This window comes from Vibrio vulnificus CMCP6 (assembly GCF_000039765.1).
GTDB lineage: Bacteria > Pseudomonadota > Gammaproteobacteria > Enterobacterales > Vibrionaceae > Vibrio > Vibrio vulnificus_B.
Genome location: NC_004459.3, coordinates 143,900 through 166,185 on the forward strand (window position 1 = coordinate 143,900; position 22,286 = coordinate 166,185).

21 protein-coding genes are annotated in these 22,286 nt (G+C 45.8%); 6 read left to right on the forward strand and 15 right to left on the reverse strand.

What is annotated here, in order from left to right; genetic code table 11:
• Positions 1-73: 73 nt before the first annotated feature.
• The 6 genes from odhB to sdhC all read right to left on the reverse strand — a co-directional run bounded on the left by odhB (position 74) and on the right by sdhC (position 7,459).
• Positions 74-1,282, reverse strand: coding sequence for a 2-oxoglutarate dehydrogenase complex dihydrolipoyllysine-residue succinyltransferase (gene odhB, locus VV1_RS00730; RefSeq protein ID WP_011078273.1), 1,209 nt, complete (start codon positions 1,280-1,282; stop codon positions 74-76).
• A 28-nt stretch (positions 1,283-1,310) separates the two neighbouring features.
• Complete coding sequence (gene sucA, locus VV1_RS00735; RefSeq protein ID WP_011078274.1) at positions 1,311-4,136, reverse strand: 2-oxoglutarate dehydrogenase E1 component; 2,826 nt, start codon at positions 4,134-4,136, stop codon at positions 1,311-1,313.
• Positions 4,137-4,237: 101 nt separating this feature from the next.
• The gene (locus tag VV1_RS00740) at positions 4,238-4,948 is read right to left on the reverse strand and encodes a succinate dehydrogenase iron-sulfur subunit (RefSeq protein ID WP_011078275.1); all 711 of its coding nucleotides are present in this window, start codon (positions 4,946-4,948) and stop codon (positions 4,238-4,240) included.
• Between the two features lie 13 nt (positions 4,949-4,961).
• Complete coding sequence (gene sdhA, locus VV1_RS00745; protein WP_011078276.1) at positions 4,962-6,728, reverse strand: succinate dehydrogenase flavoprotein subunit; 1,767 nt, start codon at positions 6,726-6,728, stop codon at positions 4,962-4,964.
• Positions 6,729-7,073 (reverse strand): succinate dehydrogenase, hydrophobic membrane anchor protein, encoded by a 345-nt coding sequence (sdhD, locus tag VV1_RS00750; RefSeq protein WP_011078277.1) that lies wholly within the window; start codon positions 7,071-7,073, stop codon positions 6,729-6,731.
• The gene (sdhC, locus tag VV1_RS00755; RefSeq protein ID WP_011078278.1) at positions 7,067-7,459 is read right to left on the reverse strand and encodes a succinate dehydrogenase cytochrome b556 subunit; all 393 of its coding nucleotides are present in this window, start codon (positions 7,457-7,459) and stop codon (positions 7,067-7,069) included. Before sdhC ends, sdhD begins: the two co-directional genes overlap by 7 nt.
• 395 nt (positions 7,460-7,854) lie before the next feature.
• On the opposite strand from sdhC, the gene VV1_RS00760 reads away from it, so the two are divergent.
• The gene (locus VV1_RS00760) at positions 7,855-9,144 is read left to right on the forward strand and encodes a citrate synthase (RefSeq protein WP_011078279.1); all 1,290 of its coding nucleotides are present in this window, start codon (positions 7,855-7,857) and stop codon (positions 9,142-9,144) included.
• 76 nt (positions 9,145-9,220) lie between these two features.
• Here VV1_RS00760 and VV1_RS00765 read toward each other — a convergent pair whose 3' ends face one another.
• Positions 9,221-9,979, reverse strand: a complete 759-nt coding sequence (locus tag VV1_RS00765) for a Nif3-like dinuclear metal center hexameric protein (protein WP_011078280.1) — start codon at positions 9,977-9,979, stop codon at positions 9,221-9,223.
• An 82-nt stretch (positions 9,980-10,061) separates the two neighbouring features.
• Between VV1_RS00765 and VV1_RS00770 the strand changes: the two genes are divergently transcribed.
• Positions 10,062-10,823, forward strand: a complete 762-nt coding sequence (locus VV1_RS00770; protein WP_011078281.1) for a DUF1853 family protein — start codon at positions 10,062-10,064, stop codon at positions 10,821-10,823.
• A 35-nt stretch (positions 10,824-10,858) separates the two neighbouring features.
• Here VV1_RS00770 and VV1_RS00775 read toward each other — a convergent pair whose 3' ends face one another.
• From VV1_RS00775 to seqA, 6 genes are all read right to left on the reverse strand, one after another.
• Positions 10,859-12,181 carry a CoA-disulfide reductase gene (locus tag VV1_RS00775; protein WP_011078282.1) on the reverse strand — a complete coding sequence of 441 codons (1,323 nt, stop codon included), beginning with the start codon at positions 12,179-12,181 and terminating at the stop codon, positions 10,859-10,861.
• Positions 12,182-12,256: 75 nt separating this feature from the next.
• Positions 12,257-13,663: a cation:dicarboxylate symporter family transporter gene (locus VV1_RS00780; protein WP_011078283.1), complete on the reverse strand. Its 1,407-nt coding sequence runs from the start codon at positions 13,661-13,663 to the stop codon at positions 12,257-12,259.
• 39 nt (positions 13,664-13,702) lie between these two features.
• On the reverse strand, positions 13,703-14,086 hold the full coding sequence (locus VV1_RS00785; protein WP_011078284.1) for a RidA family protein: 384 nt from the start codon (positions 14,084-14,086) through the stop codon (positions 13,703-13,705).
• Positions 14,087-14,108: 22 nt separating this feature from the next.
• Positions 14,109-14,777: a helix-turn-helix transcriptional regulator gene (locus VV1_RS00790; RefSeq protein ID WP_011078285.1), complete on the reverse strand. Its 669-nt coding sequence runs from the start codon at positions 14,775-14,777 to the stop codon at positions 14,109-14,111.
• A 409-nt stretch (positions 14,778-15,186) separates the two neighbouring features.
• Positions 15,187-16,836: a phosphoglucomutase (alpha-D-glucose-1,6-bisphosphate-dependent) gene (pgm, locus tag VV1_RS00795; protein ID WP_011078286.1), complete on the reverse strand. Its 1,650-nt coding sequence runs from the start codon at positions 16,834-16,836 to the stop codon at positions 15,187-15,189.
• A gap of 90 nt (positions 16,837-16,926) precedes the next feature.
• Positions 16,927-17,460, reverse strand: coding sequence for a replication initiation negative regulator SeqA (seqA, locus tag VV1_RS00800; protein ID WP_011078287.1), 534 nt, complete (start codon positions 17,458-17,460; stop codon positions 16,927-16,929).
• Positions 17,461-17,552: 92 nt separating this feature from the next.
• Between seqA and VV1_RS00805 the strand changes: the two genes are divergently transcribed.
• From VV1_RS00805 to fldA, 3 genes are all read left to right on the forward strand, one after another.
• The gene (locus VV1_RS00805) at positions 17,553-18,320 is read left to right on the forward strand and encodes an alpha/beta fold hydrolase (RefSeq protein ID WP_011078288.1); all 768 of its coding nucleotides are present in this window, start codon (positions 17,553-17,555) and stop codon (positions 18,318-18,320) included.
• A 113-nt stretch (positions 18,321-18,433) separates the two neighbouring features.
• Positions 18,434-18,655, forward strand: a complete 222-nt coding sequence (locus VV1_RS00810) for a DUF2788 domain-containing protein (protein WP_011078289.1) — start codon at positions 18,434-18,436, stop codon at positions 18,653-18,655.
• Positions 18,656-18,703: 48 nt separating this feature from the next.
• Positions 18,704-19,237 (forward strand): flavodoxin FldA, encoded by a 534-nt coding sequence (gene fldA / locus VV1_RS00815; protein WP_043920900.1) that lies wholly within the window; start codon positions 18,704-18,706, stop codon positions 19,235-19,237.
• 29 nt (positions 19,238-19,266) lie between these two features.
• On the opposite strand, the gene VV1_RS00820 is transcribed toward fldA, so the two are convergent.
• Positions 19,267-19,764: a DUF4442 domain-containing protein gene (locus tag VV1_RS00820; protein WP_011078291.1), complete on the reverse strand. Its 498-nt coding sequence runs from the start codon at positions 19,762-19,764 to the stop codon at positions 19,267-19,269.
• Between the two features lie 195 nt (positions 19,765-19,959).
• Here VV1_RS00820 and fcrX point away from each other — a divergent pair, with 195 nt between their 5' ends.
• The gene (gene fcrX, locus VV1_RS00825; protein ID WP_011078292.1) at positions 19,960-20,409 is read left to right on the forward strand and encodes a ferric iron uptake transcriptional regulator FcrX; all 450 of its coding nucleotides are present in this window, start codon (positions 19,960-19,962) and stop codon (positions 20,407-20,409) included.
• Positions 20,410-20,513: 104 nt separating this feature from the next.
• Here fcrX and glnS read toward each other — a convergent pair whose 3' ends face one another.
• Entirely contained in the window at positions 20,514-22,184 is a 1,671-nt protein-coding gene (glnS, locus tag VV1_RS00830; protein WP_011078293.1) for a glutamine--tRNA ligase, read from the reverse strand.
• Positions 22,185-22,286: the final 102 nt, after the last annotated feature.

The following is a 22,286-nucleotide window of genomic DNA, read 5'->3' on the forward strand; positions in this document are numbered from 1 at the left end:
AGACGCTGAGCCAGTCTAGCCTTAGGGATTTTTAACGTCTAGCCATCAACGACAACTAGACGTTTTAGCGATATTAAACGTCTAACAACAGACGTGCTGGATCTTCCAGTAACTCTTTCACGGTCACTAGGAAGCCAACCGACTCGCGACCATCAATCAAGCGGTGGTCATAAGACAGTGCTAGGTACATCATTGGCAGAATTTCAACTTTGCCATCTACCGCCATCGGACGATCTTGAATCTTATGCATACCCAAAATCGCAGATTGTGGTGGGTTGATGATTGGAGTCGACATCAATGAACCAAACACACCACCATTCGTGATGGTAAAGTTGCCGCCAATTAGCTCGTCAACGGTTAGTTTTCCGTCACGACCTTTGATGGCGAGCTCTTTGATACCCTTTTCAACATCCGCAAAACCTAGCGTGTCGCAGTCTTTTAGGACTGGAGTCACTAGACCACGTGGCGTAGAAACCGCCATACTGATGTCAAAATAGTTGTGGTAAACAATGTCATCACCATCGATCGATGCATTGATTTCAGGATAACGCTTCAGTGCTTCAGTCACCGCTTTCACGTAGAAAGACATGAAGCCAAGACGAATACCATGACGCGCTTCAAACTGATCACCATACTGCTTACGAAGATCCATGATTGGCTTCATGTTAACTTCGTTAAACGTCGTCAACATCGCCGTGCTGTTTTTCGCTTCTAGCAAACGGTTAGCCACTGTTTTGCGTAGACGTGTCATTGGAACACGTTTTTCACTGCGAGCAGCAACCGGTGCAACTGCAGCAGGAGCTTCTGCAACTGCAGGAGCTTGTTTTGCCGCGGCAAGGTGCGCTTCGATATCTTCACGTGTAATACGGCCACCAACACCCGTACCTTTTACTTGGCTTGCTTCCAAGCTATGCTCTGCGAGAAGGCGACGCACCGCTGGACTAAGGGCATCATTGCTCTCTTCTGATAAGCTTGCTGTATGACGCTTATCTGGAGATGGCTCTGACTCTTCCGTCGTATCAGCCGTAGGTTCACCCGCGACAGCCGCCAATTTAATGCGACCAATCAGTTGCTTCGAAAGCACTGTCGCACCTTCTTCTTCAACGATCGCTTCCAGAATACCCGCTTCTGAAGCCGGTACTTCTAACACTACTTTGTCTGTTTCAATATCAACCAGTACTTCATCGCGCTCAACTCTGTCGCCTGGTTTCTTGTGCCAAGTTGCAACTGTTGCATCGGCTACTGATTCAGGTAAATCTGGAACCAGAATTTCAATAGTCATATCTGTTTCTTCCTTTTACTTCTAGTTCTTAATCCGAAGTCTTTTCGTTCACGTTTAGCGCGTCATCAATCAGCGCTTTCTGCTGTTTCAAGTGCACCGACATATAGCCAACGGCTGGAGAAGCTGACGCTGGACGACCAGCGTATTTCAACTCAGTTCCTGCCGGGATAGCTGCACGGAAGTTATGTTGGCTACAGTACCAAGCCCCTTGGTTTTGCGGTTCTTCCTGACACCAAACAAAATCTTCAACATTCACATAAGGTGCTATTGCCGCTTTCACGTCATCCATTGGGAATGGGTACAGCTGTTCAATACGTACAATCGCGACATCATCTTGCTCGTTATTGCGACGCTGCTCTAGAAGGTCGAAGTAGACTTTACCTGAACAGAACACAACACGTTTCACTTTTGCCGGATCCAGTTCATCGATTTCTGGAATCGCGGGCATAAAGGTACCATTTGCCAAGTCATCGAGTGACGATGTGCATAATGGGTGGCGTAGCAATGATTTAGGAGACATCACAATCAGTGGACGACGCATTGGACGCACAACTTGACGACGGATCATGTGATAAACCTGCGCAGGGGTTGATGGCACAACCACTTGCATGTTTTGTTCAGCACACAGTTGTAGGTAACGCTCAAGGCGCGCAGATGAGTGCTCTGGACCTTGACCTTCATAGCCGTGAGGCAACAACATGGTTAACCCACATAGTCGAGCCCACTTCTGTTCACCCGAAGAGATGAACTGGTCAATAACCACTTGTGCGCCGTTAGCAAAGTCACCAAATTGTGCTTCCCAAAGCGTCAAGCCACTTGGCTCTGCCGTTGCGTAACCATATTCAAAGGCAAGTACCGCTTCTTCAGAAAGAACCGAATCGAATACTTCAAAAGGACCTTGCTTATCATGAATATTGGCAAGAGGAACATACGTACTGGCATCGTTTTGGTTGTGCAGTACAGCATGACGATGGAAGAAGGTACCACGACCAGAATCCTGACCTGAAATACGAATGCGCTTGCCATCATCCACTAGTGTGGCGTAGGCCAAAGTTTCTGCCATCCCCCAATCTAGCTCTTTTTCACCATTGGTCATTGCCGTACGGTCGTTGTAAAGCTTGCTCACTCGGCTGTGAAGCGTGTGACTTTCTGGGTATTGGCATAAACGCTTACCTAGCTCGACTAGGCGTTGTTTATCGTAGGTATTGCTCCAAGGCGTATCCCACTCATGGCCCAGATATGGAGACCAATCGACAGAATGTAATGCCATTGGACGCCATTCTTTAACAACCACTTCGCCGTGATCGAGTGCATCACGATACTCGTTGACCATTTGCGTTGCGGTTTCAATGTCGCACTCGTTACGATCAATCAAAACATCAGCATACAACTTACGAGGCGTAGGATGTTTTTTGATCTTTTGGTACATCAAAGGCTGAGTAGCATTCGGCTCGTCCGCTTCATTGTGGCCATGACGGCGGTAACAAACCAAGTCAATCACCACATCGCGTTTAAACTCGTTACGGTAATCCAACGCAATACGAGTCACGAAAGCTACCGCTTCAGGGTCATCTGCGTTTACGTGGAAAATCGGTGCCTGTACCATCTTCGCAATATCAGTACAGTACATCGTTGAGCGGGTGTCGCGTGGGTTAGACGTCGTAAAACCAACTTGGTTATTGACGACCACACGCACCGTGCCACCAACGCAGAAGCCACGTGCTTGAGACATGTTGAATGTTTCAGCAACAACCCCTTGACCCGCGATCGCAGAGTCACCATGGATGGTAATCGGCAACACTTTGCTACCGTCATCGTCGCCCAAGCGATCTTGACGCGCACGCACAGAACCCATAACTACTGGGTTAACGATCTCTAAATGAGATGGGTTAAACGCAAGGGCTAAGTGAACGTCGCCACCTGGTGTTGCGAAGTCCGCTGAGAAACCTTGGTGATATTTTACATCGCCCGTACCCCAACTCTCGCCATGTTTACCAGCAAACTCGTCAAATAGGTCCTGTGGCTTTTTGCCCAAGACGTTAACAAGCATATTGAGACGGCCACGGTGAGCCATGCCGATAACCACTTCGCGCATTCCGCTACGACCCGCATGACGAATTAACTCTTTCATCATCGGAATCATTGCGTCGCCACCTTCGAGAGAGAAACGCTTCGCTCCTGGGAATTTTGCACCAAGATAGCGCTCAAGACCTTCTGCTGCCGTTAGCTCAGCAAGGAATGTACGTTTTTCATCTTTATCAAAGGAAGGTTGACCTACCACAGATTCTAAACGTTGTTGGATCCAACGCTTTTGCTCTGTGTCTGTCATGTGCATGTATTCTGCACCAATCGAACCACAGTAGGTTTTCTTAAGTGCGGTGTAGATATCTTTCAGCGGCATGGTCTCTTGACCAACAGCAAAAGAACCTACGTTGAATGTTTCTTCGAAGTCATCTTCGGTGAGATTGTGGAATGCAGGGTCTAGCTCAGCCACTGTTGGGCGTTGCCATAAACCGAGTGGATCCAATTCTGCTGCTTCATGTCCGCGGAAGCGGTAAGCATTAATCAGCTGTAGTACCTTAACTTGCTTAGCATCGACATCAGGATCACTTACCTGGACACTATAATGCTTTGTTTCTTGAGCTAGTCGTCGGAAGTAGTCACGGACCCGTGAATGCGGCTGTTCGGCCACTTCTTTTGTTGGCTTAGGCAAGCCTTCAAAAACACGTTTCCACTCCTCACTTACCAGATCGGGGTCACTTAGATACAGTTCGTAGAGATCCTCTACGTAAGTTGCATTGGCGCCAGCCAAGTGTGAAGACTCGAGCCATGCCTTCATCACGCCGTTGTGCATATTTTCCCTTAACCAGTAGTTTTCACGTTTGCTGCGGTCTTCGCCGAGCTACTATAGAGCCGACAGGTTGGTTAGAACACTGTCGGCAATTTTGTTGTTTATTACACCGAACGATTGACCAGCATACTCTTGATATGGCCAATAGCTTTTGTAGGATTTAGCCCCTTAGGACAAACACTTACACAATTCATAATGCCGTGGCAACGAAAAACGCTAAATGCGTCATCAAGATTAGACAAACGTTCATCTGTTGCAGTATCACGACTGTCAATCAGCCAACGATACGCTGCCAGAAGACCCGCTGGTCCGATAAACTTGTCCGGGTTCCACCAGAATGATGGGCACGAGGTTGTACAACATGCACACATAATACATTCGTACAAACCATCCAAATGCGCACGCTCGTCTGGTGATTGTAAGTTTTCTCGAGAAGGCGGAAGAGCACCATCTGAAATCAAGAAAGGCTTAACTTTCGCATAGTTATCGTAGAACTGTGTCATGTCAACGATAAGATCGCGAATCACAGGTAACCCAGGCAATGGACGAATCACAATTTTGTCCGCTTTCAACGCAGACAGCGGTGTGATACACGCCAAACCGTTCTTACCATTCATGTTAAGACCATCCGATCCACACACGCCTTCACGACAAGAACGACGGAAAGAGATCGTAGCGTCTTGTTCTTTCAGTAGAATCAGTGCATCCAACACCATCATGTCAGAGCCGTCTTCCACTTCCAGCACATAGTCTTTCATGTATGGTTTGGTATCTACATCCGGATTGTAACGATATACAGAGAAGTTCAGTTTCATGTTCAGTCCTCCCTTAGTATGTACGTACTTTTGGTGGGAACGCATCACGATGAACAGGCGTCATATTGACATCACGCTTGCTCATTTGCTCCGTTTCCGGGTTGTAGATAGAGTGGCATAGCCAGTTTTCATCGTCACGATCTGGGAAGTCAAAGCGGGCGTGAGCACCGCGACTTTCTGTGCGATAGTTGGCCGCAACCGCTGTTGAGAATGCCGTTTCCATCAAGTTGTCTAGCTCTAGACACTCGATACGCTGAGTATTGAACTCAGTTGATTTGTCAGAAAGATGTGCATCTTTCAGGCGCTCACGAATCACTTTCAGCTCTTCCAGACCTGTCGCCATAGCGTCACCTTCACGGAATACCGAGAAGCTGTTCTGCATACAACGTTGTAGATCTTTACGAATCTGAACAGGATCCTCACCACCTTTGCTGTTTTCCCAGCGCATGTAGCGAGAAAGTGAGGCTTCAATGTCCGATGCTGATGCATCACGCGCTTCTGCCTGCGCAGCGAGTGTTTCACCAAGGTGAAGACCCGTTGCACGACCGAATACCACGAGGTCAAGCAGTGAGTTACCACCTAGACGGTTTGCGCCATGTACTGATACAGAAGCAATTTCACCACACGCGAATAGACCTTGAACTTCGACGTCTTTGCCATCGGCAGTTTGTTTGATCGCTTGACCAGAAACTTGCGTTGGTACACCACCCATCATGTAGTGACAAGTTGGGATAACTGGGATTGGCTCTTTCACTGGGTCAACGTGAGCGAAGGTACGCGATAACTCACAGATACCTGGTAGACGCGATTCAAGCACATCTTTGCCTAGATGATCCAACTTGAGTTTAATGTGTGGACCCCAAGGGCCATCACAACCACGACCTTCACGGATTTCGATCATCATTGAACGTGCAACAACGTCGCGACCAGCCAAATCTTTCGCATTAGGAGCATAACGCTCCATGAAACGCTCACCATCTTTGTTGAGAAGGTAACCGCCTTCACCACGACAACCTTCCGTCACAAGAACACCTGCACCAGCGATACCCGTTGGGTGGAACTGCCACATTTCCATGTCTTGCATTGGGACGCCAGCGCGCAGTGCCATACCAACACCATCACCAGTATTGATGTGTGCGTTCGTTGTTGAGGCGTAAATACGGCCAGCACCACCAGTTGCTAAAATGGTCGCTTTCGACTTGAAGTAGCAAATTTCACCCGTTTCCATGCATACCGCTGTACAACCCACAACCGCACCATCTTGGTTTTTCACCAGGTCAAGTGCATACCACTCAGAGAAGATCATGGTTTTGTGTTTTACGTTTTGCTGATACAGAGTGTGGAGCAATGCGTGACCAGTACGGTCAGCCGCTGCAGCGGTACGCGCCGCTTGCTCGCCACCAAACTCTTTTGACTGACCACCAAATGGACGCTGGTAGATACTGCCGTTATCAAAACGAGAGAAAGGCAGACCCATTTTCTCAAGCTCGATCACTGACTCAGGACCATTCTTACACATGTACTCAATGGCATTTTGGTCACCAATGTAGTCAGAACCTTTTACGGTGTCATACATATGCCACTGCCAATCGTCTTTGTGCGAGTTACCTAGAGCAACGGTAATACCACCTTGAGCCGATACAGTGTGTGAGCGTGTTGGAAATACTTTAGATAGCAATGCACAAGAAAGGCCTTGCTCAGAAATTTGTAGTGCAGCACGCATACCTGCACCACCAGCGCCGATTACTACGGCATCAAATTCGCGAACTGGAATAGACACTTATGCACCCCACAATACAAACAGACCAGAGAAGAAATACCCGAACAGCAGTGCGATCACACCAAGTTGTAAACCACCACGCAATTTGGCGCACTTGATGTAGTCAGTCAGCACTTGCCATAATCCAATCCAGGCATGAATCAGGACAGAAGCGAGAGCAAGCATGGTGAAGACTTTAGTAAAAGTGCCACCAAAAAACTGAGTCCAGGATGCATAATTGATATCTGTGAACGCACAGAAGCTAACAAGATAAATGGTGTAAAGAGTCATGATGATGGCCGTTGCACGAATCAACAAGAAATCGTGCACACCGTTACGGCCAACAGAGGAAACGTGTTTTACCATACCAAAATCCCCGCCAATAGTGATAAGACAGCGGTGGCAGCAAATGCAACTTTGGCACTCATTGCGCCAGACTCAAGCTCTTCAAAATGGCCTAAGTCCATCATCAGGTGACGAATACCACCAGCGATGTGGTATGCCAACGCAGTTAAAATGCCCCATAGAATAAACTTCACAAAGAAGCTATCGACGATGTCGCTTGCTTCCATAAAGCCTACTGGGGATGACAGAGAAATGGATAGTAACCAAAGCAAAATTCCCACCGCAACAAACGTAATCACACCTGACACACGGTGCAGGATGGACGCGATTGCTGTGATAGGAAAGCGAATGGTCTGTAAATCTAAATTAACAGGTCTTGACTTTCTTTCTTTCACGGGCTTGCTCACTCAGCTCCATTGAGCATTTATTGTTATGAACGAATTTTGGCTCCCAACCCCACAAAAGTTAACATTTAATTAACAACATTCCGGCAAATGATTCCATTAAATTGTAAAAAACTTGTTAACAAAAAAGCTAAAAGAAACACCTCACAATTGTTTCTAGCCCCGAATTTATAAGGAGTTAACCAAAAATTTCTGCGCCACTATACGGCTGGCAACATTCTAATACAATTGATGTAACAAATTATGCTACACAGAACAGATTTTTAACGATTTTAATGCAAAAAATAATAACAAGTGCACACAAAAAGGGAGAAGAATTGACTTTAATCTTTAACACCAGTACAAAAAAGGCACATAAACATCCTGGACGGATTAAATAATAAACAAAGGAGATTGTTATGGCGGATAAGAAAGCGACCCTTCATGTTGAAGGTAAAGCGCCGATCGAATTGCCAATTATGGAAGGTTCTTTGGGAACGCCTGTAATTGATGTTCGTAAGCTAGGAGCGAACGGCTACTTCACTTTCGACCCGGGTTTTCTTGCCACTGCATCTTGTGAATCGCAAATAACATACATCGACGGCGGAAAAGGCATCCTGCTTCACCGTGGATACCCTATTGATCAGCTTGCAAACAACGCTGATTACCTAGAGGTTTGTTATATTCTACTTTACGGTGAAGCCCCTACTCGTGAGCAATACGAGAAATTCAAAACAACTGTTACTCGCCACACTATGGTGCACGAACAAATTGCCAGCTTCTTCCATGGCTTCCGTCGTGATGCACACCCTATGGCAGTAATGTGTGGTGTTGTTGGCGCACTTGCTGCGTTCTACCACGATTCTCTAGACATCAATAATGACCTGCACCGTGAGATCACAGCGTATCGTCTGTTGTCTAAGATGCCGACTTTGGCTGCGATGTGTTACAAGTACTCTACAGGCCAGCCGTTCATCTACCCTCGCAATGATTTGAGCTACGCAGAAAACTTCCTACACATGATGTTTGCTACACCATGTGAAGAATATGAAGTAAACCCTGTCGTTGCACGTGCGATGGACAAAATCTTCACTCTGCACGCAGACCACGAACAAAATGCGTCAACGTCAACGGTACGTTTGGCGGGTTCTTCTGGTGCAAACCCGTTTGCTTGTATTGCGGCAGGTATTGCATCGCTTTGGGGTCCAGCTCATGGCGGCGCAAATGAAGCGTGTTTGAAGATGTTGGAAGAGATTGGTTCAGTCGACAACATTCCTGAGTACGTGGATCGAGCGAAAGACAAAGATGACCCATTCCGTTTGATGGGCTTTGGTCACCGTGTTTACAAGAACTACGATCCACGCGCAACCGTCATGCGTGAAACCTGTCATGAAGTGCTTAAAGAGCTCAACATTCAAGATCCACTGCTTGATGTTGCAATGGAACTTGAGCGTATTGCTCTTTCAGACGAGTACTTTGTATCGAAGAAACTGTACCCGAACGTTGATTTCTACTCAGGCATCATTCTGAAAGCGATTGGCATTCCAGTTTCAATGTTTACCGTTATCTTCGCAATTTCACGCACCATCGGTTGGATTGCACACTGGAACGAAATGCACAGTGACCCACTGAACCGTATCGGTCGCCCTCGCCAGTTGTACACAGGGGAAGTCCAACGCGATTTCCAACCTATGCACGAACGCGAGTAATACGCACAGTGTTAAAACTAAAAAGGGTTGAGACATGGTCTCAACCCTTTTTGTTTGTGGCTTTATGGTATTGGGCCTATACCGGATTATCGATATCAATAAATTCAACATCCAATTGGTGTTGTTGTACCAACCATTCACCAAGCGCCTTAATTCCGTAACGCTCAGTAGCATGATGGCCAGCGGCATAGTAATGGATATCTAGCTCTCGGGCACTGTAAGTGGTTCGCTCTGAAATTTCGCCAGAGATAAAAGCATCTAGGCCATGTTGTGCAGCAAGCTCAATGTAATCTTGTCCACCACCAGTACACCAACCTACCGTTTCAATCATTTTATGACGATTTTCTGGGGCAATGTGCAAAGGTTCGCGGTTAAGCGCAGATGCTATTTTTTGGGCAAATTCAGCCCCTGTAAGCGGTTGTTTGAGGCGCCCAAACATGGCCACGGATTGAGGATGCCCTTCTAAACCACCCTCAACCTTTATCTCAAGCAAACGTGCCAGCTCAGCGTTGTTACCGAGCTCCGGGTGAATGTCGAGAGGCAAGTGATAGGCAAATAAGTTGAGATCATTTTTAATCAGAGTGCGGACGCGTTTTCCTTTCATGCCACGGATAGGCTCAGCTTCACCTTTCCAAAAATAGCCGTGGTGCACAAGCAGCGCATCGGCATTGAGCTCAACCGCTTTATCGATTAACGCTTGAGAAGCGGTCACACCGGTGATGATTTTTTTTATCGTCTCACTGCCTTCGATTTGCAGGCCATTTGGGCAGTAATCTTTAATCAACTGGGGGGTCAGTTTCTCATTTAAGATTTTTTCTAGTTCGAGGTTGTTCATCTTAGATTCCAGACTTAAGTTACACGCAAAGTGTATACTCAAGCTTGTCGGCAATACAATATCGGATCCAACCTCGAGCACAATGATGGAATCACAACTGCGCTTTCTACACTGGATATTACATTCTCCCTCTCTGTTTGAACTGAAACCACCTTTTGCTCAGTTACAGCCTCTCGATGTCTCCCTGCCATCAGCCTTACCACCCTATCAAGGTAACAAGAGATTGGGCTTCTTATATCAACACCTATGTAGCACCCTATTTCAAAACACCAAGACGATTGATTTCGTTGAAGAAGAATTGCAGCTAAAAGATCACCAGCGCACACTCGGCGCCATCGATTTTATGTTGCGTAATACCGCTGAGTCGAATTACCAGCATTGGGAGGTGGCGATCAAGTTCTACTTATTGTGCGACGGGTTGTGGTATGGCCCTAATGCGAAAGATCGCCTCGACAAAAAGTTACACCATATGCTCAATCATCAGTTGAAGATGAGCTCAAACGAGGCATTCTTAGCAACGCATCCCCAATACCGCAATTGCAGCGAACACCTTCTCATGCAAGGGCGGCTCTACATTAATCCCTTTTTAGATCAAGTCATTCCTCAAGAGTGCTTGGGATATTCCCTCAATGCGCTGGTAATCAAAGGATATTGGTGTTTTGCCCATCAATGGGCTCAGATACCCGAACCACTCTATGCGTTGGAAAAACACGATTGGGCCGTGGGAACCAGCGAGTTTGACACGCCAATCCAGGAACCACAGGATAGGTTTGTTCACGCACAAAGTAAAAGTGGCCAATTCTGGTTTATCGTGCCGGATAACTGGCCACATAATGGAATGTAAAAAAGGGAAGCATCGCTTCCCTTCGTACTGTGCCATTATTTCGCGACATTGCCAGCCACATTTAATGCATCCCATGTGCGTGCAAATGGCGGCGCGTAGCAAAAGTCCATGTAACCTAGCTGTTGTGTGGTCATTTTGGCCGTAATCGCAACCGCTAGCGCGTTGATTCGACCCACAGCACCTTTTTTACCAACAATCTCACCGCCAAGTAGAACCTTAGTCTCTGGGTGGTAAACCAACTTCACTTTGATATCTTCTTGGCCTGGGTAGTAATCGGTTTGGTTCTTATCTGAAATGGTGGAAACCCTCACATCTAAGCCATGCTCTTTGGCGAGCAGTTCAGATACGCCAGTGCATGCGAGTTCGTAGTCCAACACTTTTAAACAAGATGAGCCTAGGAAACCATTCATGTAAGTGTCTTTGCCTGCAAGCTTATCCGCCATCATGCGCGCTTGTTTGTTGGCTGTCGTCGCTAGAGGAACATAAACCGTTTTGCCTAGCGCCATATGATGAACCACCGCACAGTCACCAACCGCGTAGATATGCTCATCTTCTGTTGCACCAAACTCGTCGACAAGCAATGCGCCGTTAGCCGCTTTTGGTAACTCGAACGCTTCTGTGTTTGGTTTGAAGCCCAGGGACATAATCACCACGTCTGCCGCGACGCTGCCGTTGTCGGTTTCGACAAGATAACCGCCCTGCTCTGCATCGCGAATGGCCGATACGCTGCAACTGGTTTTAAGCTCAGCGCCAGATTCGCGAATCGCGCCTTCCACAACGTCGATCATTTCAGGGCTGAATTGACGACTCATGACATGTTGCTCGCGTTCAATGATGGTGACATGCTTACCTAGTAAGTGCGCGGCATCAAACACTTCAAGACCGATAAAACCACCGCCAATCACGCAAACGCGTTGTTTGTTGCTGTCCTTAAGCGCTTGTTTTACTGCCAAGCCATCTTCCATGCTGGTTAACGTGTATACGTGCTCTGGGTTGAACTCACCAAAGGAAGGGATGATTGGACGAGCACCAGTGGCAATCACCAGCATATCGTAATCTAAAATGGTTTCTTCACCTTGATGACGAACCGTGATCTGCTTTTCAATGCGCTCTAAAGCCACCATTTCGGTTTCAATGCGCACATCCAAGCCAGATTTAATCGCCTGTTCTGGCGTACGAGAAATCATACGCTCGGTGTCATCAAACATGCCACCAGCAAAGTAAGGTAAGCCACACGCACCAAATGAGATGTAATCTCGCTTATCCAGCACAATCACTTCATCCGACGGCTGATTACGCTTGTACTTTGCAGCAAAACTCATCCCAGCGGCGCTACCGCCTACGACAACAACTTTCATATTTACTACCTAAATAAACTGAACTTAGGAAAACCGAAGAGCACCCTTATGGGTGCTCTCCATTTCGTTTACACATTACACCGCCGCTTCTTTGGTCGCTGTTGCACCATTCTCTGCGTTGTATTGCTCAAGATTTAACGAGCCATTCTTCTTCGCGGTAAGCACACCAGACAGCATTGAACCAGAGATGTTAAGCGCAGTACGAGCCATATCGATTAATGCTTCGATCGAAACTAGAATCGCTACCACCGTGATATCAAGGCCCATAATGGTTAGTACCGCCACTGCTGCGAACGTTGCACCGCCACCCACACCGGCAATGCCGAATGACGCAATCGCGATAACGGCGATCAGCTGTAGTACAAAACTTAAATCAACTGGAATGCCCATCACTTGAGAAGCCATAATTGCAAGCATTGCAGGGTAGATACCCGCACACCCATTCTGACCGATACTGGTACCAAATGTTGCTGACATATTTGCCGTTTCTTCATCCACACCCAAACGCTGAGTTTGCGTTTCTACGTTGAGTGGAATAGCAGCCATACTTGAGCGAGATCCAAAACCAAAGACGAGTACAGGCCAAGTCTTCTTCATGAACTTCGCAGGCGATAGACCAAACATAGACACCATCACGAAGTGGATAGCAAACATCACACCAATGGCCACGTAACTTGCAAGTAGGAAGCGCCCCATTTCTGCCAGTGCGAACAAATCGTTGGTCATCATGAACGTGGTCATCAGAGCAAACACACCGTAAGGCGTCAGCTTGAGAATCTCACGTACCATTGAAAGCACCACTTCTTTGGCAGCATTGATGAAATCAACGAAGTTTTGCACTTTCTCCGGCTTACGGTTTTTCACTTGCAGGATACAGTAGCCAAGGAACATACCGAACAGTACCGTCGATAGCGTTGAAGTGCGCTGAGAGCCCGTTAGCATGTCGAAAATATTGGTTGGGATAATGGATAACGCCATGCCAGATAAGCCACTGCTGGCCATTGCACTCTGGGTTGCAACCAAAGCATTGCCACGCGCTTCAATGGCGCTGTTGGTACCAATTGTACTCACAAGCGCATTGGCATCGATACCGAATAGGTAAATACTTGCGATGCCCACAGCGGCGGAGATAGCACAAGTGAAAAGTAGAATACCGATGATTTTGGGCGCGATACGAGATAGAGCGCCACCGCCCTCTACGTTCATGATTGACGAAATCATGGCAACGAAGACCAGTGGAATCACGATCATTTGCAGTAGCTTGATGTAGCCTTTGCCAAACACAGAAATCAGCTCGGCAAATCCTGCGGTAGCAACGTTGCCAACACCGAATACGAGTTGAATCGCGCCGCCAAATAACAGACCAGCAGCAAGCGCACTCAGTACGCGGAAGTTAAAGCTTTTCTTCTGTTTTTTAAAGTTCGCAAGTAACGCATAGAACCCGAAGAACAATACGCTTAATGCGATAAATGATAAGCTCATGAGAGTCTCCTATTGATGCTCATGGTTTCCGGATGGCCGTTACTTTTTGTAGGCAATGGCTTCAATTTCAACTAACGCGTCTTTTGGCAGTCGTGCCGCTTCGACGCACGAGCGCGCTGGTGCATTCTCAGTACCAAACACCTCCGTGTACACCTCATTAAATGCAGCGAAGTTTTCCATATCGGAAAGAAAGCAAGTGGTTTTCAGTACGCTATCGAGCCCAGCACCACTGGCTTCCAATACCGCTTTCAGGTTATCCAACGACTGTTTTGCTTGTTCCTTAATCCCACCTTCAACAAATTGCATTGTTTCTGGAACTAATGGAAGCTGGCCTGAGGTGTAAACCACCTCTCCATAAATGGTTCCTTGCGAATATGGGCCAATGGCCGCAGGGGCTGCTGGTGTGGATATAATTTCTTTCACGTTAAACTCCTTAATTAACGAACTATTCTGATTTAAATTCTCGAATAAATTTATAAATAGCTTGGCGACTGATCCCCAAGCTTTCTGATATCTGTGTCGTCGTCTCTTTTAATTCAAAAATACCATTTTCAAAAAGATTGCGAACAATGGCTTTATTACGACCTTTTGTCGTAATTGATGTGTTGTTCTCTATTTCACTTATTGCTGACGCGAGTGCTTGTTGAATAACGTCATTCGCGTTATTACTGAAATTTTCATGAACCAAGGAATTGGTCGACGTACATTGAGGAAGTAAGGTTTTGATGATCTCAGGAAACGGAAAAGAGAGATTCATATTGATACATAACATACCAATAGGTTTTTTATTGGGTCCATCAAGCACACATGTTGTCGATTTTAGTAACGAGCCATCCGCCGAGTTGGTGAAATAACTCTTCGGTGACACTTCTCCCGTTTTTTCAAAACGACTCCACATACGAAGCCCAAGGTCGGTAATTGGTGAGCCGATTTTTCGTCCTGTATGATGACCATTGACGATTTTAACCACTGAGTTTTCAAGACTTTCAAAAGAATGAATAACCACTTCACAGTGAGGACCTATGAGATCCGCAATGGTGTCCGCAAGACGGTAGTAGCTTTTCAGCGCTTCTCTGTCTTCGTTAGTAAATCGTACTTGTTTTACACTCATCATAGTCAGTTTACATATTTAAACTCAATGACAAAAAAATACTCCTTTAGAGTTACTTCAACAAGTATGAGTAGACATTTTTAAACTTAAATTGAACAAACTAAAAGCGATCTGAATCAAATTTAACCTGAATTAACGTGAGTTATTTTCGAGCAAAATCACCAATTCAAACCAATAGTTGTTTAATTTTTTAAACTTAATCATGGTTTAAAAATTTTAATCGAAACAGAGCAGAGTTTCATTATTTAATGATCTAACTCAATTTCGAAAAAAATCATTAAAATAAACAGCAAGAATGAATCAAACAAATACATTCGACATATGAATTTAATTTTATTCCGACAATAAAAATCCCAAACACTGTGTTTGGGATTTTAATTATCATTGGAAAGCCATTATCAGCCGTAAAGAATTATAGACCTGCTTCGGCAAAGACTTGATTGACAATCTCTTGCGCTTCCAACTCAATTTGTTTGAGGTGCTCTGCGCCTTTGAAGCTCTCACAATAGATCTTATAGATATCTTCAGTACCCGATGGACGCGCAGCAAACCAACCGTTCGCAGTTGTCACTTTTAGACCACCAATCGCTGCGCCATTACCAGGAGCATGGGTCAGTCTCGCGGTAATCTCATCACCTGCTAAAGTTTCTGCCTTCACCATTTCAGCAGAGAGCTTCTTCAGTACCTCTTTCTGAGGACCATTGGCAACCGCTTGGATTCGGCTGTACTGAGACTCCCCATGTTTAGCCGCCAGCTCGTCGTAATATTGCTGCGGGTTTTTACCGGTCACTGCGGTGATTTCCGCAGCCAGTAAACAGAGAATGATGCCATCTTTGTCTGTCGACCATGGTGTACCATCTTGGCGCAAGAATGAGGCTCCCGCACTCTCTTCGCCACCAAAGCCAAACTTACCGTTGTACAACCCATCCACAAACCATTTGAAGCCAACCGGTACTTCACATAGCTCACGGCCAAGATCGGCCACCACTCGGTCAATCATGGCGCTAGAAACTAGGGTTTTACCCACTGCCACATCCGCAGCCCAACCTTGACGATGACGGTATAGATAATCAATACAAACAGCTAAGAAGTGGTTCGGATTCATCAAGCCTTTTGTTGGCGTGACAATACCATGGCGATCGTAATCTGGGTCATTGCCAAACGCGAGATCATACTGATCTTTTAGCGCCAGCAATCCAGCCATTGCGTAGGGAGAAGAGCAGTCCATACGCACCACACCATCTTTATCCAATGACATAAACTGGAAAGAAGGGTCAATGGCTTCACTCACTAAAGTAAGATCTAAATTGTATGCTTTACCAATCTGACGCCAATAATCAATGCCACTGCCGCCAAGAGGATCGACACCCAGTTTCAGGCCTGCTTTTTGGATGGCAGCCATATCGATTACATTCACCAAGTCATCGACATAAGGTTTGACCAGATCTTGCTCTACAAACAGCGATGACGCTTTTGCTTGCGCCAAAGGCATACGCTTAACACCCTGCAACCCCTCTGCGATGAGTACGTTTGCACGATTCTCAATTCGCTGTGTTAGCTCGCCTTCAGCGGGGCCACCATGAGTCGGATTGTATTTGATACCGCCATCTTGTGGTGGGTTATGAGACGGAGTGATCACAATACCGTCTGCTTTTTCTTCGTGTTGTAAGTTGTATGTCAGGATCGCATGAGAAATACCCGGAGTTGGGGTATAGCCATTTTGTTCTTGTACAATCACGGTCACGCCATTGGCAATCAGCACTTCAACAACGGTAGAAAACGCTGGCTCAGACAACGCATGCGTATCTTTACCCACAAAAAGAGGACCCGTTGTCCCTTGCTCTGCGCGTACTTCAGCCACTGCTTGAGCAATCGCTAAAATATGATGTTCGTTAAAAGTGGATTTATCCGCACAACCACGATGCCCTGACGTACCAAACTCGACTTTGTGTGCTGGGTTTGTTGGATCGGGTTGAAGGAGGAAATAATTAGCAACGAGTGCTGGGATATTGTGAAGATCTTCTTGCAGAGCTTTCTGCCCTGCACGAGGGTGCATAGCCATTAATGACATCCTTTCTTAAAATATACTCAAACAAAAAAGCCTCATAATATCGGCATAATCTTGCGCATTATGAGGCTTCTATCAGGTTTCTTAAATTGAACCTGTTACTTTTTCAATTAAATCAGGCTGGAATTCCATATGCACCATCACTTGCTCCACCATTTGCCTCTTACGGCTGGTATTGTTATTAGTGATGACCCAAAAACCCGTGCCTGGAATGGATTTTGGTTTCGTCGTATTACCATTTTCTAGCAATGTCGCCTCATTGTCGGCGAAATAAACACGCTTACGACCTTTCACTTTTGTCGCTTGAGCAAACGACTCAGGGTTGATTCGATGTAGCGTGCTCAGCACAAGCATAAATCGATCGATGGCTTTCTTTAATGAGGCAAACTCATCCGAAATTAATAGTGAGCGCATCTCTTTTACGCCATCAAGTTGAGTGTCTTTGCCTGCATCTTTGCTTACTACGATGCCTTTCGGTTCTATCGTAATAGGGGCAACAGTCTGACGTCCATCCACATTCAATAAGCGGCGCAAAATATCCGATGCACTTTCGCCAATATGTTGGGTTTGACTAGCAATGTAACGGTATAGATCCTCATCAACCTCAATTGTTTTCATTCGCTTTTCACAATCTCAATGTTTAAACTCTGGGGGATTATAACGAGATCCTCGCGGATACTCCACGTTAAACCCATCACGAACAAGATAAAATGTCAGCATTGCTCAATTACAAACTCGAAGGTGACGGTCAAGCCATTGTTTTGCTACACGGCTTGTTCGGCAGTTTAAGTAACTTAGGTCTACTCGCGCGAGATCTCTCACAAGATCATCGTGTCATCAGCTTAGACCTACGTAACCATGGCTTATCTTTTAAGTCTCAACAACACGATTACACGCTCATGGCTCAAGATGTTATCGACACGCTAAGCGCAATAGGTATCGATAAAGCGATTGTCATCGGCCATTCAATGGGTGGCAAAGTCGCGATGGAAATGGCCAATCTCGCGCCCAATCTCGTCACTCAGTTGATCGTGTTAGACATGGCCCCCGTCGCGTACCAACAAAGGCGTCATGATAATGTTTTTAACGGACTGCACGCGGTCATGGAACAGAAGCCAACATCACGCCATGAGGCGTTGCAATTACTCGCGCAACACATTGAACTCGATGGCGTTCGACAGTTTCTTGCCAAGTCATTGTACAAAGAAGGCAATCATTTGGCATGGCGCTTCAATGTCGACGCCCTTATCGCTAACTACGATTCAATATTAGGTTGGACACCGATAGAGCAAACCAACATTCCCACCTTATTTGTCAAAGGAGGCGATTCTGACTATTTGACGACAGAGCATCAAAGCTTGGTTCAGCAGCAGTTTAGTCGAGCAAAAGCGCACGTTATCGCTGGTACTGGGCATTGGCTGCACGCGGAAAAACCAGCAGAAGTCCTTCGTGCGATCAGAAAATTTATTTCTAGTTAACAAATACGAAAAATCGCCAAGTTTTATTGGGATATCCCCACTTTGTGTGCATTAACTTTATGGCGTAAGAGTGATATAGTGCGCGCAAGCTAAATTGGCATTAAAGGAACACTATGCTCTACGACTACATGAACATGCTGGAATCGATTGGACTCGATCTTCTTTTTGCGTCTATCTTCTTTCTTATTGGTATGGCGATAAAAGACGTATTAAACCAGGGAAATGTTCCGGTATTTGGTCGTCGTATTGTGTGGCTAGTGCTCTTCCTTGGCTGTGCCGGTTTTATCGCAAAAGGTATTATTCAGCTTAGCTGGGAAGGCACAGGGCTGGGTTAAATCACAGCATCCGTGCCAACAACAGACATTATTAAAGGTATAAACTCTATGGCAAGTGTAGGTATCTTCTTCGGCAGCGACACAGGCAACACCGAAGCCGTTGCTAAGATGATTCAAAAGCAACTAGGTAAAAAACTCGTTCACGTACAAGACATCGCAAAAAGTAGTAAAGAAGATATCGACAACTTCGACCTACTGCTTTTAGGCATCCCAACTTGGTACTACGGTGAAGCTCAGTGTGATTGGGATGACTTTTTCCCAGAGTTAGAGAAAATCGATTTCTCGACGAAACTAGTGGCCATTTTTGGTTGTGGCGACCAAGAGGACTACGCAGAATATTTCTGTGACGCAATGGGCACCGTTCGCGATATCGTAGAAGCAAAAGGCGGCACTATCCTAGGCCACACTTCAACTGAGAGCTATGAGTTCGAAGCATCAAAAGCCTTAGTTGCTGGTGATGACCGCCTATTCGTCGGTTTATGCATTGATGAAGATCGCCAACCAGAACTCACCGAAGAACGTGTGAAAAACTGGGTTGAACAGATCTACGAAGAAATGTGCCTTGCAGAGCTTGAAGACTAATGATGAAAAACCTCCTTCGGGAGGTTTTTTTAATTTGTCACGATGACTTCTTCTCGATATTGCGGTTTTTTGCGTACATACAGCTTACGCTGAACTTCAGAAACCACATTCCCTTGTGCATCTTTGACATGGATGACAAATTCAGGAAAGCACTTCTCCCCTCTCTTGGTCACGGAGTAAATCTCATCTAACACCGATTGGCAGATCTCAAACTTAGCAAAGAGATCACTTTTCCCAGGTTGAATAAAGTTAATGCTCGCTTCCTTGTCCCAGACATAGTACTCCTCCCCCAAAATCCCCATCAGCATTAATGAGTAAACTGGATCCGTTAAAGAGAAAATACTGCCGCCATACTGAGTACGATTGGCGTTTTTGTTCCACCAGCGCAATTTCAGTCTCATTTCAACCGTACGGAAATCATCACTTATGCGTAAAATGCGAATTCCTGCCCCCCAAAATGGCGGCCAAATGTTTAAAGCAAACTTAACCATTCCCGGTTTGTAGATCTTCGCGAGTTGCTTGTTCATGCCTTCCTTGCTCTCTTTGCAAATTGTTATTAAATTGTAACTGGTCAGATGAGCAATATAAGCGACCTAACGCGAATTTACAAAAAGAATATAGTAACCCTTTGAAGTTCGTGGTTTATTGTTATCTCTGGTTAACCTATAATGTTCAGAATATTGAATTCTGTTAATCGCGGCAGATCATCAACGGGAAAGTATATGTCAGACAATAACCAAGCGCTAAAGGATGCTGGTCTTAAAGTTACCCTTCCAAGGCTGAAAATTTTAGAAGTACTACAGCAACCGGATTGCCAACACATCAGTGCTGAAGACCTTTATAAGAAGCTGATTGATCTTGGCGAAGAGATTGGCCTTGCGACAGTATATCGAGTGTTGAACCAGTTTGATGATGCCGGTATTGTTACTCGCCACCACTTTGAAGGCGGTAAATCGGTATTTGAACTTTCGACTCAACATCACCATGATCACCTAGTTTGTCTCGACTGCGGTGAAGTTATTGAGTTCTCAGATGACATTATTGAAGAGCGCCAAAAAGAAATCGCCGCCGCTTATAATGTTCAACTGACAAACCACAGCCTCTACCTTTACGGCAAGTGTGGCGATGGCTCATGCAAGGGTAATCCAGACGCACATAAACGTAAGAACTAATATCGACGCTCGATAGATCTTAAAAGCCAGCATATTGCTGGCTTTTTGTTGCGCCTACAAAAAAACCAACTCAATGAGTTGGGTTTTTCTTAGCTTAATAGCGCTTATTTCGCTTCAATCTTCGCCCAAGTATCACGTAGACCTACAGTACGGTTGAAAACTAAATGCTCTTTAGAGGAGTCTTTAGAATCCGCACAGAAGTAACCCATACGCTCAAACTGATAGCCTTTTTCAGCTTCTGCTTCCACTAAGCTTGGCTCAACAAAGCCATTCATCACCGTTAAAGATTCCGGATTGATGGTTGAAGCAAAGTCATCTGCGGCTGCTGGATTTGGTACCGTGAATAGACGATCGTATAGACGAATTTCAGCAGGAACACCTTTATCCGCCGATACCCAGTGAATTACACCACGTACTTTACGGCCATCCGCAGGGTTAACACCCAAAGTCTCTGAATCGTAAGTACAGAAGATAGTCGTGATATTACCTTCGTCGTCTTTCTCAACACGCTCAGCTTTAATCACGTACGCGCCACGCAGACGTACTTCACTGCCAAGAACCAAACGTTTGTACTTCTTGTTTGCTTCTTCGCGGAAATCTTCACGCTCGATCCAAATTTCACGGCTAAACGGAACTTCACGCTCACCCATTTCTGGCTTATTTGGATGGTTAGCAACCGTCAGATTTTCTACTTCGCCTGCAGGGAAGTTTTCAATCACTAGCTTAACAGGATCCAACACCGCCATTGCACGAGGGGCATTTTCATTCAAATCATCACGGATGCAAGATTCCAATGAACTAAACTCGATCATGTTTTCTTGCTTCGTCACACCAATACGCTTACAAAACTCGCGAATTGACGCAGGTGTGAAACCGCGACGGCGTAAACCAGAGATCGTCGGCATACGTGGGTCATCCCAGCCATTAACCAACTTCTCAGTCACCAACTGGTTGAGCTTACGCTTAGACATTACTGTGTATTCAAGGTTCAGACGGCTGAACTCGTACTGATGAGGACGGCAATCAATGGTGATGTTGTCGAGAACCCAGTCGTACAAACGACGGTTGTCCATAAACTCAAGAGTACAAATTGAGTGCGTAATGCCTTCTAACGCATCTGAAATACAGTGCGTAAAGTCGTACATTGGGTAAATGCACCATTTGTCACCTGTCTGGTGGTGAGACGCAAAACGCACGCGGTAAAGAACAGGATCGCGCATAACCATGAACGACGATGCCATGTCAATCTTCGCACGAAGACACGCTTTACCTTCTTCAAAACCGCCATCGCGCATTTTTTCAAACAGCGCAAGGTTTTCTTCCGCAGAACGATCACGATAAGGGCTAGGCTTACCTGGTGCAGTCAACGTACCACGGTATTCACGGATCTGCTCTGGACTTAGCTCATCAACGTACGCTAAGCCTTTGTTAATCAGTTCCACTGCATACTCGTAAAGCTTGTCGAAATAGTTCGATGAGTAACAGATCTCATCATCCCATTCAAAGCCTAACCAGCTCACATCATTTTTGATCGACTCAACGTATTCGATGTCTTCTTTCTCAGGGTTGGTATCGTCGAAACGAAGATTACACTTACCCTGATAGTCCTGAGCAATACCAAAGTTCAAACAAATCGATTTTGCATGGCCGATGTGTAGGTAGCCGTTTGGCTCCGGTGGGAATCGTGTATGCACACTCGTGTGTTTGCCATCCGCCAGATCTTTATCAATGATCTGACGAATAAAGTTTGATGGACGAGCATCAGCTTCACTCATCTAAAGCACCTCAAGTTTGTTTTAGTATTGTTCAGAGAAAACTTAGCTCTGAAGCGTCAACGCAACTTCAGAGCAAACTGCCGTTAATGATCCACAATTCTG

Bases quoted from the DNA above. Each gene is read 5' to 3' on its own strand.
- VV1_RS00810 (WP_011078289.1), top strand. From the start codon at position 18,434: ATGCTCTACGACTACATGAACATGCTGGAATCGATTGGACTCGATCTT.
- VV1_RS00820 (WP_011078291.1), bottom strand. From the start codon at position 19,764: ATGAACAAGCAACTCGCGAAGATCTACAAACCGGGAATGGTTAAGTTT.
- seqA (WP_011078287.1), bottom strand. From the start codon at position 17,460: ATGAAAACAATTGAGGTTGATGAGGATCTATACCGTTACATTGCTAGT.
- fldA (WP_043920900.1), top strand. From the start codon at position 18,704: ATGGCAAGTGTAGGTATCTTCTTCGGCAGCGACACAGGCAACACCGAA.
- fcrX (WP_011078292.1), top strand. From the start codon at position 19,960: ATGTCAGACAATAACCAAGCGCTAAAGGATGCTGGTCTTAAAGTTACC.
- glnS (WP_011078293.1), bottom strand. From the start codon at position 22,184: ATGAGTGAAGCTGATGCTCGTCCATCAAACTTTATTCGTCAGATCATT.
- pgm (WP_011078286.1), bottom strand. From the start codon at position 16,836: ATGGCTATGCACCCTCGTGCAGGGCAGAAAGCTCTGCAAGAAGATCTT.
- VV1_RS00805 (WP_011078288.1), top strand. From the start codon at position 17,553: ATGTCAGCATTGCTCAATTACAAACTCGAAGGTGACGGTCAAGCCATT.
- sucA (WP_011078274.1), bottom strand. From the start codon at position 4,136: ATGCACAACGGCGTGATGAAGGCATGGCTCGAGTCTTCACACTTGGCT.
- VV1_RS00770 (WP_011078281.1), top strand. From the start codon at position 10,062: ATGATGGAATCACAACTGCGCTTTCTACACTGGATATTACATTCTCCC.
- VV1_RS00780 (WP_011078283.1), bottom strand. From the start codon at position 13,663: ATGAGCTTATCATTTATCGCATTAAGCGTATTGTTCTTCGGGTTCTAT.
- VV1_RS00790 (WP_011078285.1), bottom strand. From the start codon at position 14,777: ATGATGAGTGTAAAACAAGTACGATTTACTAACGAAGACAGAGAAGCG.
- VV1_RS00760 (WP_011078279.1), top strand. From the start codon at position 7,855: ATGGCGGATAAGAAAGCGACCCTTCATGTTGAAGGTAAAGCGCCGATC.
- VV1_RS00765 (WP_011078280.1), bottom strand. From the start codon at position 9,979: ATGAACAACCTCGAACTAGAAAAAATCTTAAATGAGAAACTGACCCCC.
- VV1_RS00775 (WP_011078282.1), bottom strand. From the start codon at position 12,181: ATGAAAGTTGTTGTCGTAGGCGGTAGCGCCGCTGGGATGAGTTTTGCT.
- odhB (WP_011078273.1), bottom strand. From the start codon at position 1,282: ATGACTATTGAAATTCTGGTTCCAGATTTACCTGAATCAGTAGCCGAT.
- VV1_RS00740 (WP_011078275.1), bottom strand. From the start codon at position 4,948: ATGAAACTGAACTTCTCTGTATATCGTTACAATCCGGATGTAGATACC.
- sdhD (WP_011078277.1), bottom strand. From the start codon at position 7,073: ATGGTAAAACACGTTTCCTCTGTTGGCCGTAACGGTGTGCACGATTTC.